This window comes from Sulfurimonas sp. (assembly GCF_019429335.1).
In the GTDB taxonomy this organism is placed as follows: domain Bacteria; phylum Campylobacterota; class Campylobacteria; order Campylobacterales; family Sulfurimonadaceae; genus Sulfurimonas.
Genome location: NZ_JAHYJB010000021.1, coordinates 16,891 through 30,408, shown reverse-complemented (window position 1 = coordinate 30,408; position 13,518 = coordinate 16,891). Strand labels below are relative to the sequence as shown.

Genomic DNA, 13,518 nt, shown 5'->3' with positions numbered 1-13,518 from the left:
AGGGCTGATTTATGCTGACAGTTGCACTTCCAAAAGGGCGTATTGCCAAAGAGACTTTGGAGATTTTTGAGACTATTTTCGGGGACAGTTTTGCGTTTGACGACAGAAAACTTATTTTAGATACGCCAAAATTTCGCTTTTTGCTTGTAAGAAACCAGGATGTTGCAACTTATGTGTTTCATCAGGCTGCCGATATCGGCGTTGTAGGACTTGACACGCTTGAAGAGCAGGGGCTTGACGTTATTCGTCTGCTTAATTTAAAACGCGGCATCTGCAAGGTTGCTATCGGGATGAAAAAGGGCGAGAAGTTCGACCTTGACAAGCCTGAGATAAAAGTTGCCTCAAAGATGGTAAATATCACAAAGCGCTACTTTGAAGAGCGCGCCGTATCCGTTGACATCATCAAGCTCTACGGCTCAATCGAACTTGCTCCGCTTATCGGTCTTGCTGATATGATTGTGGATGTTGTTGAAACAGGTGCGACAATGAAACAAAACGGTCTTGAGGTGGTGCAGGATATTATGACTTCATCTACTTATCTTATCGCAAATAAAAACAGCTACATCGCAAAAAAAGATGAAGTTTTGGATATCTACAAAAAGATAAACGAAGTAATTCAAGCAGAGCAAAAAGCCTAATGACAAATCTTGACCTTTATGCAAAGAGTGAGCATCTTCTTGGCATAGAAGAATCAACCGAGGCTCTTTATGACCTCTACCGCTCCGAGCTGGACGCATACAGCGTCAAATCGCTCTTAGATATCGGATGCGGACGCGGCGGCTTTATGCAGCGTATGATTAGCGATGGAGTAACATGTAAAGGTGTTGACCTGAGTGGCGTGATGGTAGAAGAGTGCAAAGAGCAGGGCTTGGACGCAGAGTGTATAGACGTCTCGGAAGTTGATGGCAAGTTTGATGCGGTTGTGGCAATCTTTGATGTGCTCAATTTTTTAAACCATGATGAACTTATTCGCTTTTTGGATGCTGTCTCGCATAAGCTAAACGATGAGGGTGTTTTTATTGCCGATATTAACACGCTTCTGGGTTTTAGAGATGTTGCAGAGGGAACTATGAGCAGTGAAAACGAGAAGGAGTTTCTAGTCGTTGACGCTGTTTTTGAAGATGAGAAACTATATACGAAATTTACTTTGTTTCTCAAAGAGAATGAAGAAAAAAACAGCGACGCTAAATATACAAAATATCAAGATACAATCATCCAATATTTTCACAAACTCAAAACTTTTGAGAAACTCTCAAGCCTGAAACTTGTAGATAAACAGACATTCTCTCTTTATGAGCCAAAGGACAAGACACTTCTTATCTTTAAAAAGAGATAGGCGAGGCGAGCTTATATCCAACTCCCTGCATAGTTAGGATAAAATCTACTCCGACTTTTTTTCGCAGTCTGAAAATCATATTTTTTATAGCGGCATCGCTCATAACTCTGCTCTCCCATATATCTCTCTGCACCCTTTCGTGGCTTAGCGGAACTGGGTAGCTTTTTATTAACAGCTCTATAAAAAGAAGCTCTTTTTTTGTAAGCCGTATAGCTTCTTTTTCAAGCAGAAGCTCTTTTGTTTCAAAATTATAGGTGAGATTGTTGCAGATTTTAGCCGTTGTCCTTGGCGGTAATTTTGCAGACATCTTTTTTAAAAGAAGCATCAGGTCATCGTATCGTATCGGTTTTAGTTCATAGGCTGTAAGGTTTAGAGGAATAGCTTTTAGAAGATAATCATCGTCTTTGTAGGCACTCAGTGCCGCAACAATACAATTCTCATCTGTTTTTCTGACTTCTTGGATAAAATCCAAACCATTTTTTCCGCTTATCTTTATGTCGCATATTATCGCATCTATGCGGTGTTCGCTAAAGGTGTCTGATGCCTCTTTTATGTTTTTGCAGTGAAACACTTTTTTAAAATAGATGCCAAGCAGCTCTGAAGTGTGCATGGCAAACTCTGCATTATCCTCTAAAAATAGAAGATTCAACTCGGTTAATCTATCCATGTGAGAAACTCAATGGTAAAGATAGCGCCATCTTTAGTGTTTGAAGCCGTGATTACACCGCCGTTTTTCTCAGTCAAAATCTTTGCGAGATATAGACCTATACCTGAGCTGTCCATCGTACTGACTGAAGGGAGGAATATATCTTCAAAAGAGTTCCCCTCTACTCCTCCGCCGTTGTCTGTTATGGAAATCTTTTGATTATCTATAGCTATGCGTATCTCAGGACTGATAGTGGCTCTTATATTAAATATCTCTCTTGCATTGTTTAAAATGGAAAAAATAACCTGCGAAAACTCATTCTGGTTTCCAAAAGTAGGCTCTTTTTCATGAGAAGTGATATATATTTTTATATCCTCAAAGTAGAACGTTCCCTCTATAATTGTCAATATATCTATGACCGAGTCGGTGAGAGAGAAGTTTCTGTTGTCGTTTGATGGTTTGTAGAAATTTTTAAACGTCTCTATCGTCTCAGCCATAAACATAATGATATCTTCAGACTTTTGAATGGCCTTTAGATAATCTTTTTTACTGATACAAGAGTCTGTTTCAAGTTTTGCCTTGCTCATATTGTTTATTGAGCCGAGTGAAGCTAGAGGTTGTTTCCACTGATGGGCGATGTGCATCAAGAGTTCACCCAAAGCAGCCTGTTTTGACTGCTGGAAAATCATCTGCTCTTTTGCCTTGTTTTTCTTAATCTCCTCTTGGACTTTTGCCTCAAGGTGCTTTTCATAAGCTCTGAGTTTTAGATGCGTAGCCACACGCGAGAGAAGCTCGTTTGGATTGAACGGTTTTGTTATATAGTCAACGCCGCCTGCTTCAAACCCCTTTTGTATATCTTCAGGTCTGTTTTTTGCGCTTAAAAACATGATAGGGATATGTGAAGTTTTGGTGTTATTTTTCAATACTTCGCACACCTCAAATCCATCCAATTCAGGCATCATAATATCAAGCAGTATCAGGTCTATGTTGCTCTCCTGCGTTGCAATCTCGATAGCGCGCCTTCCGTCAATCGCCGGAATTAGGTCATAATGCCCAAGAAGCTCCATTAAAATATCGATATTCTCTTTTACATCGTCTACGACTAGTATTGTCTGCTTATCGTGCATTTAGTATCTCCTTTGCCTCGTTAAATTTATATTTTATTATCAGTTTTTTTGCTATATCAAAAAGCTCTTTGTCTCTCTCTTTTAGAGCATACTTTTCTATTTCATTAACAATCGGCTCACACAGTTTAGGGCGTCTTGAAGCAACTGCGTTGTAAAGCTCGTCAAAGAGAGCATCTCTTTTTTGGCTCTCAAGCGGCTTCTTGTCTTCTGCTATATCTTGAGGCAAACTCTCATTGAAACTATTTGTACCTTTTTCCAAGTTAAGGCAGCTGCTCTGTAGCTCTACTTCAAATACAAACTTGCTTCCCTCTCCATGAGTGCTCTCAACCCAGATTTTTCCGCCCATAAGCTCTACAAGCTCCTTGCAGATTGCAAGACCAAGTCCTGTTCCGCCGTATTTTCTCGTAATACTCTCATCAGCTTGCGTAAATGCCTCAAAGAGCTTCTCGGTCTGTTTTTGAGTGAGTCCTATTCCAGTGTCTATGACTGAAAATCTAAAAAGATTTCCATCACGCTTCTCCACATAGACTTTAACATATCCGCTATGCGTGAACTTGACGGCGTTTGAGGTGAGGTTTGTAATAACCTGCAAAAGTCTTAGACTGTCTGCGCATATGTTCATTGAGTCTGAGTTGTCGTAAATAATCTCAAATGCCAACCCCTTCTCATCCGCCTTTATCTTGATGATATTGTTGACGCTATCGAGCACTTCGATAAGGTTGAAATTACGTCTGTTTAAAGTTAGTTTTTTTGCCTCTATTTTTGAGAGATCCAAGATGTCGTTAATAAGCGTGAGCAGATTGTTTGACGCGCGCTCTATAATCTCAATATATTGAAGCAGCGGCTGTGTTTTTATATTTTTCTTGATAAGATAGGTCATGCTGACTATAGAGTTCATCGGAGTTCTAATCTCATGCGACATGTTGGCTAGGAAATTTGACTTTATTTTCGTAGCCTCCTCCGCTTTTGCTCTTGCATCATCAAGCGCTCTGTTTAAAACAGATAGCTTTCTTATCCAATAAGTCGCACCGAGTGCAATCAAGATGGCAAAGAGGGCTATTTTCCACACAAGAGAGTAGTTGATGCCGTTTTCATATTTTATGGCTACCCATTTGTTTAAAATATTTTGTTTCTCTTCATCGCTGATACTATTTATCGCTTTTTCAAGAATTGCCAAGAGAGTAGGGTCGTCATTTCTCACACCTATGCCAAGCTCCCACATATCATCAAACTTTCCTGCTATGCTAAGCTCTCCGGTAAACTCTTTTTGGAAAAAATAGCCCACACTAGCAAGCGTTCCTATATAGCCGAAAAGCTCGCCGCTTATGACTCTCTTTAACCCGTCTTTGGCATTTTTTACATCTATGATGTTAAGGTCCGGATATCTTTTTTTTAAAATTTCGTTGTATGAGTAGCCTTGCGGGATACCTATTTTTTTGCCTTTTATAGTGTTAAAATCGGCTATAAACTCTACATTTGGTTTTGTGGCAAGAACGACCGGTATTCTTAGATACGGCGAGGTAAAATCAAGATACTCTTTTCTGCTTGTGGTTTCCATGGCAAGGGAGAGCATATCGCATTTTCTCATCTTGGCAAACTCCAAAGACTCCATCCAGTTCTTTGTCCTTACCACCTCTATGGGTGTGGAGAGGTTTTTTTGAAACAACTCGAGATAGTCGGCACTGAGTCCAACATGTTTGCCACCTTCAAAACCCTCAAACGGCATCCACTCCGGGTCAATACAAGCCCTGATTACTTTTTTCTCTTTGAGATACTTTTTCTCTAGAGCAGTTAATGTTTGGATATTGTGTGTTTGAGTCATATCCTCTTTTAAATCAGCAGCAAGGCTTGATTTTATATTTTCAAAGGTGTAGCTTGCAAGAATGTCTTGGAGTTCAAACCCATCTTTTAGAAGTCCGAGTTTTGCATACATCTGAGCGTTTAATTTTATAAGTTCTGGAACCACCGCTCCTGTTTTAAATATGTTTGTTTTAAAGAGTCTCTCTACAACTTGCGCCTCATAAAGAAGTGACTCTTTTGTTTTTTCTTTTGAGTATTTGTCATATATTAGGTCTATAATCTCTTTTTTGTGTTTAAAGGCATACTCCCACCCTCTGTTTGTTGCAGCAGCAAACTTCTCGACCATGTCAGGATTGCTTCGAGCAAGCTCCTCTGATGTAAACAGCTCTACATCATATGAGTAGATTCCAAAATCAGCAGGATTTAAAATATTATAGCCGATGCCCTCTTTATCCAAAAAATATGGCTGATTTGAGATAAAGATAGACATTGCGTCTACTTCGCCGCTTCTAAACTTCTCTATGCTAAAATCATGTGTTACAAGAGTGTAATCGCTGCTTTTTAGTTCGCCCTCTTTTAGCAAAACACCTATACTGGTATGGTCTATCTCATAAGGCAGAGCCATTATCTTTTTGCCTCTTAGCTGCTCAATTGAACTTATTTCTGGTCTTACGGCAAAAGCAAGTGCATTTTGTTTAAAATATGAGGCAATAAGCACTACGGGTTTATCTTGAAGTTTGTCTAAAAGAAGAGACGAAGATGAGACACCAAACGTCGCCTTTTTGTCTATAACTTCATCGCTAATATCTATACCGTCTACATACTCTCTGAGTTCTACTTCAAGTCCTATATCTTTGTAGTACCCCTTTTCAATAGCGGCATAAAATCCTGCAAACTCAAACTGGTGTCTCCACTCAAGCTGGACTGATATTTTTTGCGAAGTACCAAAAAGGAGTGTTGAAAAAAGTAGTAAGAGTATTGTTTTTAACAAAATATATCCTTTGATAATAAGATTTTATCCTATAAAAGTCTCAAAATGGTCTTAAAATTGATTTAAGACATTTTTGTGACATAAAAGCGATATAATTTTTTCATGGAAAATAGAAAAAAAACAGTGCTGATTGTAGATGACACCAAAACAAACATAGATATTTTGCTCAATCTCCTTAGCGAGAAGTATGACATCGTAGTAGCGCTTGATGGAGAGAGTGCGTTAGAGACGGTTGAAGAGAACAGTGTTGATTTGGTTCTTCTTGATATTATGATGCCAAATATTGACGGCTATGAAGTTTGCCGCAGGTTAAAATCAAACGAAAAGACGTTGGATATTCCAGTCATATTTCTAACAGCAAGAGATGATGAAGATAGTATAGAGAAAGCTTACAAAACAGGTGCAATCGATTACATAAGAAAACCTTTTAAGCCCATAGAACTTTTGGCGAGAATCAACACTCAGCTAAGAGCAAAAGAGCTTATAGAGCATCTTAACTTTATCTCCTCTTATGATGAGATGACAGGCATCTGCAACAGAAGAAAGTTTTTTGAAATAAGCGAGAAGAAATTCGCGCAAAACAGAGACGGCATGTATGCGGTTATGATTGATATCGACAATTTTAAAAATATCAACGACAACTACGGTCATCCGATTGGAGATATGGTGATAAGGCTTGTCGCAAAGACTATCGCATCTTTTGTACCGGAAGATGCTGTTTTTGGAAGGCTCGGAGGAGAGGAGTTTTGTATAGTGTGCAACTACTCCTCATTAAGCTGTGTAGTTGAAAACATAGAAAAGATAAGAGAGTCCATAGAGAAGCTTGAGATTGTCTCAGATAGCGGGGAGAGCATAAAGTTTACAATTAGCGAGGGAGTAGCAAAAGTCTCAGATGAAATAAAAAATCTTGACGAGCTTTTAAAATATGCCGACAAGGCGCTATATGAAGCCAAAGGCTTAGGCAGAAACAGAGTGGTTTTTAGGTAGAATCGCGACAAAATTAATTTGACACCTGCTAATCTGGCGTAATTTTTCTCCCCTATCAGAGAGATAGGGGTAGCTTCAGGGGGTTGTAGGGACTTCAGTCCCTGCCATTAAAACGGACGCGTTCGTTTTAATGTGTAACATTAATAAGTGGACTGATAACTATCTCAGTTATCTCGCTGCTTGCACCAAGCCTCATGGGCGGTCCCCAAAATCCCGTTCCCTTGTTTACATATATCTGAAGATTTTTATTGTGTTGATATAAGCCGCTTATATAAGGCTGCTGAAGCTTTACCAAAAACCTAAAAGGAAAGAGCTGACCGCCGTGAGTATGACCGCTTAGCATCAAGTCAACGCCATCATATACCTCATGGATAAATAGTGGTTGATGAGCTAAAAGCAGTGTTGGAGACTCTTTTTTACCATTAAGTGCCTTATTTAAATCCGGAATATATGTTTTTGTTCTATACCCCATCACATCATTAACACCGGCAAGATTAAACCCTTTGCCATCTTCTCCTATATATACGTTCTCATTTTCTAAAACTCTGATACCAAGAGATTTTACTGCGGTTATTATTTTTTCAATATTGTGAAAATATTCGTGGTTGCCAACTATAAAGAATGTTCCATGTTTTGAGTTAAGTTTTGCAAGCTCGTCAAGCTGCCCTTTTGCGCTTAAGACATCAACGTCAATTAAATCGCCTGTAATTACTACAATATCAGGATTTAGGGCATTTACTTTTTGCACGATATCTTCTATAAACTTTTTGTCTATTAAGCCGCCGATATGCAGGTCGCTCAACTGCACAATTTTGTAGCTCTCTTTGAGATTTTTTATTTCTACATCTACTTTTTCAATTTTTACAAATTTTGCCTCATACAGAGCCATTAGACTTAGCGTTGAAGCAGCTGCTACGGATGTAACGTCAAGCGATTTTTTTAAAAAATTTCTCCTTTGTTGAGAGACTGGAGCAAAGGAGAGTAAAAGCCTTAAAATATCGTAAACAACTGCGCTCAAAAAGAGCAAAAAGAGTACGCCGATAGGAACAGAGAAGAGAAAATAGAGCCAGCTCGGAGTATTTACATAGTATCTGGCAAGCATATAACATAAGATGCCAACTAGGTTTATGAGAAGAAATATGCGCAGATAACGCTTATTTTTATCGCTTATATCAAGTTTTGCTACAAGTCTTTTGCTTATGTACATGTTAAGCAGGATGAAGACACCGATAAAAGCGGTAAAAAAGAGGATATAGTTCATGTCAAAAGTATATCTAAATTGAAAAAATGTTACTATTGTCTTTATGAAAAAATGTAAAATATGCGATGGCGTCACAACTCAAATAATCAAGACAAAAAATCAAAAAAAATACCATAAATGTCCGACATGTAGCTATATTTTTCTTGATGAGATTTTTTATGTTGATGAAGTGCGTGAAAAACAACATTATGATAAGCATGACAACAATCTTGAGTCTCTGGGCTATGTTAAGATGTTTGAAGATCTCATAGAAGAGTTTATCGTGCCATATAAAAAAGAGATAAAAAGCGCCTTTGACTTTGGATGCGGAGAGGGTGAGGTTTTGCCTATTTTATTGCAGAGAGAAGGTATAGTTTGTGACGGATATGACCTATTTTACTTTCCAAAAAAGGTTTATAAAGATAAAAAATATAACCTCGTTGTTTCTACGGAGGTGTTTGAACATTTGCAAAATCCACTTGAAGTTTTACAAGAGCTACTCTTGCATGTAGAAAAAAACGGTTATCTTTTGCTTATGACCGCCTTTCGTCCAGCTGATGACGAAGAGTTTTTAGAGTGGTGGTATATTCGTGACATAACGCATATCGGGTTTTTCAATCTGCAGACATTTGAGTATCTCGCAGCCAAGCTCGGTCTTGTTATAATTAAACATAACTTTAAAAATAAAGTTCTTTTTCAAAAGAGAGAAGTTTAAAAAGAAATAGAGGATATACTCCCTCAAAATAATGTCAAGGATTGAAAATGAAAAACACGATTATCTCGGCACTTATGGTGCTTATTTTAGTATCAGGTGCAAATGCAAGCCAAAAAAGCGGATGTGAGCTGGCTCAAGTGGGTGCTGTTGAGGTTAGCTGGACAGGCTATAAAACTGAAAAAAAAGTAGGTGTTGGCGGAGTTTTTGACAGTGTAACTTACACTCCTGTTGCAAAAAGCGGAGAGAATTTTCGCTCAATCTTAGTAGGTTCATCTGTTGTAATTGATACTTCGAGCGTAAACTCAAAGAATGAGGGGCGTGACGAGAAACTTGCTAAATTTTTCTTCGGCATGATGAGTGATAAAAACATCAAAGCAAAAATCGTAGACATCAAAGCAGACAAAAGAGTGAAAAATGCACTGAGAACGGGCAAGGTTGATGTAGAGATTGAGATGAACGGCGTTAAAAAAGTTGTTCCTATGAAATACAGCTTTAGTGATAATATTTTTGAAGCAAAAGGGAGTATTGATATTTTAGACTTTAGCGCAGGCGATGCTCTTTCATCAATAAATAAGGCATGTTTTGACCTTCATGAGGGAAAAACATGGAGCGAAGCAGGGATAGCATTTAAAACTAAGATAGAAGCTATTCTTTGTAATGTAGAACCGTTAAAAGAGTAGTATAAAACATAAAAAAACATAAAGTGTCAGTTTTTCTCCCCTATCCGAAAGATAGGGGTAGCTTTAGGGGGTTGTAGGGACATTTGTCCCTGCCGCTAAAACGGACGAGTTCGTTTTCTAAAGAAACATTTTCACTTCGTGAAAACCGCATTAGCTTGTTTTGATGTGTAACATCAGTATACTACTTTTAATTGCATTTATGTAGCTAAGAGTGTTTGCCTTGCCCATGTAGGCAATGTCAAACGCAGTTCCGTGATCCACCGATGTTCTGATTATAGGCAGGTTAAGTGAGACATTTATACTCTCATCAAAGTAGAGCGCTTTTAGGGGTGCTAGCCCTTGGTCGTGATACATTGCCACAAAGTATCTATACTTCTCTCTGGCATGCGGCGCAAAAGCGGTGTCAGGCACTAAAGGACCCACAAACTGCTCAAAACCTATCTTTTTGTTTGCACTCTTGATAGCCTTTGTAATTCTTAGCTCTTCATCTCCCAACACTCCGTTATCACCCGCGTGCGGATTTAAACCAAGAACTGCCACGCTCTCATTTGGTATTGAGTTATGAAGAGTTAAAAAGAACTCTTTTAGCTTTTTATACTGCACTGCAAAAGCCACATCTTTTAGCGGAATATGTTCGGTAAATAGAGCAACAAACATCTTCTCGCACCCAAGCATCATAATGGCATCTCTTTTGAAATAGTCGCGAAGCATATCCGTATGCCCTTTGTAGTGCAGACCGGCTAACATCCACGCCTCTTTGTGAATTGGCATCGTTACAACAGCATCAGCCTCTTTTGCCTCGCAAAGTTTGATGGCGCTCAAAAATGAGTCGTAGGAGTATCTTCCCGCATTTTTGTCAACGCACCCCTCTTTTATATTGAAACTTCCATCAACCTCATGAAGTCTGAAATCGGAGGGAATAGAAACATCCAAAAGCTCGCAAGCCTGATTTAACATGTAGGAGTTTATGCAGTAGATGGGAGCGCAGAGTGCGGAGACCTCTTTGTGGGCTTTGAGAGCTATCTCAATCCCTACGCCGTTTAAATCTCCTATGCTGATAACAATGCGGGGTTTATTCATCTTGTGGTGAGTCGCTTCATCTCTTTTATAGCTTCAGCCAAGCCGCTAAAGACGCTTCTTGCAACAATGCTCTGACCGATGTTTAACTCCGTTATTTCCGAAATCTTCATCATCTCATGAACATTATGGTAGTTTAGTCCATGTCCTGCGGCAACTTCCAGCCCTATCTTTTTGGCATGTTTTGCGACTGCGATAATCTCTGCGATAGATTTTTCAAGTCTAATGGAGAGCTCATTTCTAGGAAGTTCAAGCTCTTTTAGTGAGTGGTTTGAGTGAGAGAGCGACGAGTTGAGCATCGCAAATAGATTTGCAAAACTCCCCGTGTGAAGCTCAACCATCTCTGCACCAAGTTTTTTTGACATTTCAACCGCTTCAATGGTTGGGTCAATAAAGAGTGAAACTGGGATAAGGTAGTCGTGAAGAAGCTCTATCGCATAGGCAATATCATCCTCATGTCCTATGACGTCAAGACCGCCTTCCGTTGTGACTTCTTCTCTTTTTTCAGGAACCAAAGTTGCGCGATGGGGTTTTAAATCTGTTACGATATTTAAGATATCTCTGTTGATGGAGCACTCTAAATTCACGGGAAGGGCAGAGTGCTTCATAATATTGTAGGCATCGACGTCTTGAATATGACGTCTGTCTTCTCTTAGGTGGATAGTAATCTGATCTGCGCCATTTTGACATGCAACATAAAGAGCATTCAAAATGTCAGGGTCATTTACACGTCTAGCCTCTCTCAAAACCGCTACATGGTCGATGTTTACGCCTAATTTCATACTGCTCAAATGCTTATCTACTTTCTGTGCATCGGATGCTGATAATCATTTCTCTCACACGCAGTAAAAACACTCATCGTTCCAATCGCCAAGATTGCCACCATAATAATCTTTTTCATCACAAATCCTTAAAAACTTTTTTTTATTATATCATTGATTTTGTTAATGTCGTCCGTATTTGCAAAGCAGCTTTTATTGCCGCAAACCATAAAGTTTTCATCCTCGGAAGCCTTTTTTTGGATAAACGGATACTCTAGGGAAGCCAGTTCAAGCGTATTGGCTTCAAGCTTTTTTTGGTTTGATTTTATAACCCTCTCACCCTTTAGATACCTTAGTATCTGGCGCAACATATAGGGATAAATAACTGGGCGTCTTCCTAGTTCGTAGGAGTTGTACTCCATAGTTTTAAACGCAAAGTGGCTGTACTTCTCATCTTCTAGAAGTGTACTAAGCGAGAGCAGAACATCAACTATAATCGAAACAGGGCTTGTGTATGTGTTGTCCGAGATTTCAGCTTTTGTCTCAAGCTCTCCTATACTGAATCTCCATGTTCCTTTGTCGTAAAATCTCTCTAACGCCATATTTGCGAAGTGCTGTGCACGGATAAGATATAACTCATTTTGCGTAGAGTTAAATGCTTCGATAAGTGCTTGAGCCAAAAATGCGTAATCCTCTAGAAATGCCTCTACTTTTGGAGTTTTATGAATAAGCGTCGTGTGGTAGAGTTTGCCATCAAGAAACATAGTCTCAAGCAGTGCATCAAGGCTTTTTATAGCGCTTTGTTTATATGTGTAATCAATCTTGCTGAGGTTAAAGAGAGATTTTATCATCATACTTGACCATGAAGTCTGGATTTTTTTATCTATAAATGGGTACTCTCTTGATGCTCTTAACCCTCTGAGCAAAAATTTTATATTTTCAAAATCTTTTGGTGCTTGTCCCTCTTTAAACCTGATTATGTTTTTGCCATCAAAGTTGCCCTCTTTGGTGATACTAAGAAGGTCTAAAATCTCATCAATATCTGTGTATCCGTTATCTGAGAGCAGTTTATAAACTTCATCGTAACCGTATATAAAGTATGTTCCCTCTTCGCCCTCGCTGTCAGCATCGCTTGCACTGTAAAAGAGCGCGTCTTCGCTCATATGGTTGTTCCAAAAATCCGCAATCTCTTTTGCTACATGTAAGAAACTCTCGTCACTGTACGTAAGGTAGGCGTTTGTATATATTTCGCAGAGCAGGGCGTTGTCGTAGAGCATCTTTTCAAAGTGCGGAACTATCCACTTCTCATCAACACTGTAGCGGCAAAATCCGCCGTCAACCAAATCATACATGCCGCCTTTTTTCATGTTTTGCAGCGTATTTAAAATCATCGCTTTTGCCGCTTTATCGCCGTAGAGTTTGTCTATAACCAGAAGTGTTCCAAGCGTGCTTACATGCGGAAATTTCGGAGCGACCGAGAAACCGCCGTAGAGTGTTTCATAGTTGTTTTTTACCTGAAGCATAAAGTTTTTGACAAAATCCTCTTTTAAAACGGTTGCCTCTTTTGGGTGCTCTTTGTGGTTTAAAAAACTCTCAATCTCATCGGCATTTTTAAGCAGCTGCTCATCTTTTGAAGAGACTTTTTCGGCTATAAGTTTGGTTAATTCAATAAACCCCATCCCCTCAACGCTCCCCTCACAAGACTGCGGTGCTATGTAAGTCCCCGCAAAAAAAGGCTTATTCTCAGGCGTGCAGAATATAGAGGTCGGCCAGCCGCCGCTTCTGCGGTTTAGCATCATGTAGACCTCTTGATAGTGTTTGTCTATGTCAGGACGCTCTTCTCGGTCAACCTTTATGCAAACAAAGTGCGCATTTAAGATATCAGCGCACTCTTGATTTTCAAATACATTCTCCTCCATAACATGGCACCAGTGACACGAACTGTAGCCGATGGAGATAAAAATAGCTTTGTTCTCATCTTTTGCTTTTTTAAACGCTTCATCACACCATGGATACCAATCTACCGGATTATCCTTATGCTGCTGCAGGTATGGAGAATCTTCTGATTTTAGTCTGTTTGACATTTTTATTTCTTTGTATAAATTTTTTGTAGAGTAGGAAAAAATTGCTAATATTGCGCTTAAATAAAAAAGCAGAG

At 39.2% G+C, this 13,518-nt stretch carries 12 protein-coding genes; 5 read left to right on the top strand and 7 right to left on the bottom strand.

Going from position 1 to position 13,518, the window contains the following annotated elements; all coding sequences use genetic code 11:
- The first annotated feature begins 11 nt into the window (after positions 1-11).
- Both hisG and K0A91_RS07760 read left to right on the top strand, forming a co-directional pair.
- On the top strand, positions 12-638 hold the full coding sequence (gene hisG / locus K0A91_RS07765) for an ATP phosphoribosyltransferase (protein ID WP_295009617.1): 627 nt from the start codon (positions 12-14) through the stop codon (positions 636-638).
- Positions 638-1,336, top strand: a complete 699-nt coding sequence (locus K0A91_RS07760) for a class I SAM-dependent methyltransferase (protein ID WP_295009616.1) — start codon at positions 638-640, stop codon at positions 1,334-1,336. Before hisG ends, K0A91_RS07760 begins: the two co-directional genes overlap by 1 nt.
- On the opposite strand, the gene K0A91_RS07755 is transcribed toward K0A91_RS07760, so the two are convergent.
- The 3 genes from K0A91_RS07755 to K0A91_RS07745 are packed head-to-tail and all read right to left on the bottom strand — an operon-like array spanning position 1,323 to position 5,900.
- Positions 1,323-2,003 carry a response regulator gene (locus tag K0A91_RS07755; protein WP_295009615.1) on the bottom strand — a complete coding sequence of 227 codons (681 nt, stop codon included), beginning with the start codon at positions 2,001-2,003 and terminating at the stop codon, positions 1,323-1,325. The two genes, K0A91_RS07760 and K0A91_RS07755, sit on opposite strands and share 14 nt — an antisense overlap.
- Positions 1,991-3,109 carry a hybrid sensor histidine kinase/response regulator gene (locus K0A91_RS07750; RefSeq protein WP_295009614.1) on the bottom strand — a complete coding sequence of 373 codons (1,119 nt, stop codon included), beginning with the start codon at positions 3,107-3,109 and terminating at the stop codon, positions 1,991-1,993. The genes K0A91_RS07755 and K0A91_RS07750 overlap by 13 nt, the downstream gene beginning before the upstream one ends.
- On the bottom strand, positions 3,099-5,900 hold the full coding sequence (locus tag K0A91_RS07745; protein WP_295009613.1) for an ABC transporter substrate-binding protein: 2,802 nt from the start codon (positions 5,898-5,900) through the stop codon (positions 3,099-3,101). Before K0A91_RS07745 ends, K0A91_RS07750 begins: the two co-directional genes overlap by 11 nt.
- 102 nt (positions 5,901-6,002) lie before the next feature.
- Here K0A91_RS07745 and K0A91_RS07740 point away from each other — a divergent pair, with 102 nt between their 5' ends.
- Positions 6,003-6,887, top strand: coding sequence for a diguanylate cyclase (locus tag K0A91_RS07740; RefSeq protein WP_295009612.1), 885 nt, complete (start codon positions 6,003-6,005; stop codon positions 6,885-6,887).
- A 127-nt stretch (positions 6,888-7,014) separates the two neighbouring features.
- Here K0A91_RS07740 and K0A91_RS07735 read toward each other — a convergent pair whose 3' ends face one another.
- A complete protein-coding gene (locus tag K0A91_RS07735; protein WP_295009611.1) occupies positions 7,015-8,148 on the bottom strand; it encodes a metallophosphoesterase in 1,134 nt (377 codons plus the stop codon).
- Positions 8,149-8,191: 43 nt separating this feature from the next.
- Between K0A91_RS07735 and K0A91_RS07730 the strand changes: the two genes are divergently transcribed.
- On the top strand, positions 8,192-8,842 hold the full coding sequence (locus K0A91_RS07730) for a class I SAM-dependent methyltransferase (protein WP_295009610.1): 651 nt from the start codon (positions 8,192-8,194) through the stop codon (positions 8,840-8,842).
- 47 nt (positions 8,843-8,889) lie between these two features.
- Positions 8,890-9,522: a YceI family protein gene (locus tag K0A91_RS07725; RefSeq protein ID WP_295009609.1), complete on the top strand. Its 633-nt coding sequence runs from the start codon at positions 8,890-8,892 to the stop codon at positions 9,520-9,522.
- Positions 9,523-9,672: 150 nt separating this feature from the next.
- Here the strand turns inward: K0A91_RS07725 and pdxA are convergent, their stop codons facing one another.
- From pdxA to K0A91_RS07710, 3 genes are all read right to left on the bottom strand, one after another.
- On the bottom strand, positions 9,673-10,602 hold the full coding sequence (pdxA, locus tag K0A91_RS07720) for a 4-hydroxythreonine-4-phosphate dehydrogenase (protein WP_295009608.1): 930 nt from the start codon (positions 10,600-10,602) through the stop codon (positions 9,673-9,675).
- The gene (locus tag K0A91_RS07715) at positions 10,599-11,381 is read right to left on the bottom strand and encodes a pyridoxine 5'-phosphate synthase (protein WP_295009607.1); all 783 of its coding nucleotides are present in this window, start codon (positions 11,379-11,381) and stop codon (positions 10,599-10,601) included. The genes pdxA and K0A91_RS07715 overlap by 4 nt, the downstream gene beginning before the upstream one ends.
- A gap of 128 nt (positions 11,382-11,509) precedes the next feature.
- Positions 11,510-13,444 carry a thioredoxin domain-containing protein gene (locus tag K0A91_RS07710; RefSeq protein WP_295009606.1) on the bottom strand — a complete coding sequence of 645 codons (1,935 nt, stop codon included), beginning with the start codon at positions 13,442-13,444 and terminating at the stop codon, positions 11,510-11,512.
- Positions 13,445-13,518: the final 74 nt, after the last annotated feature.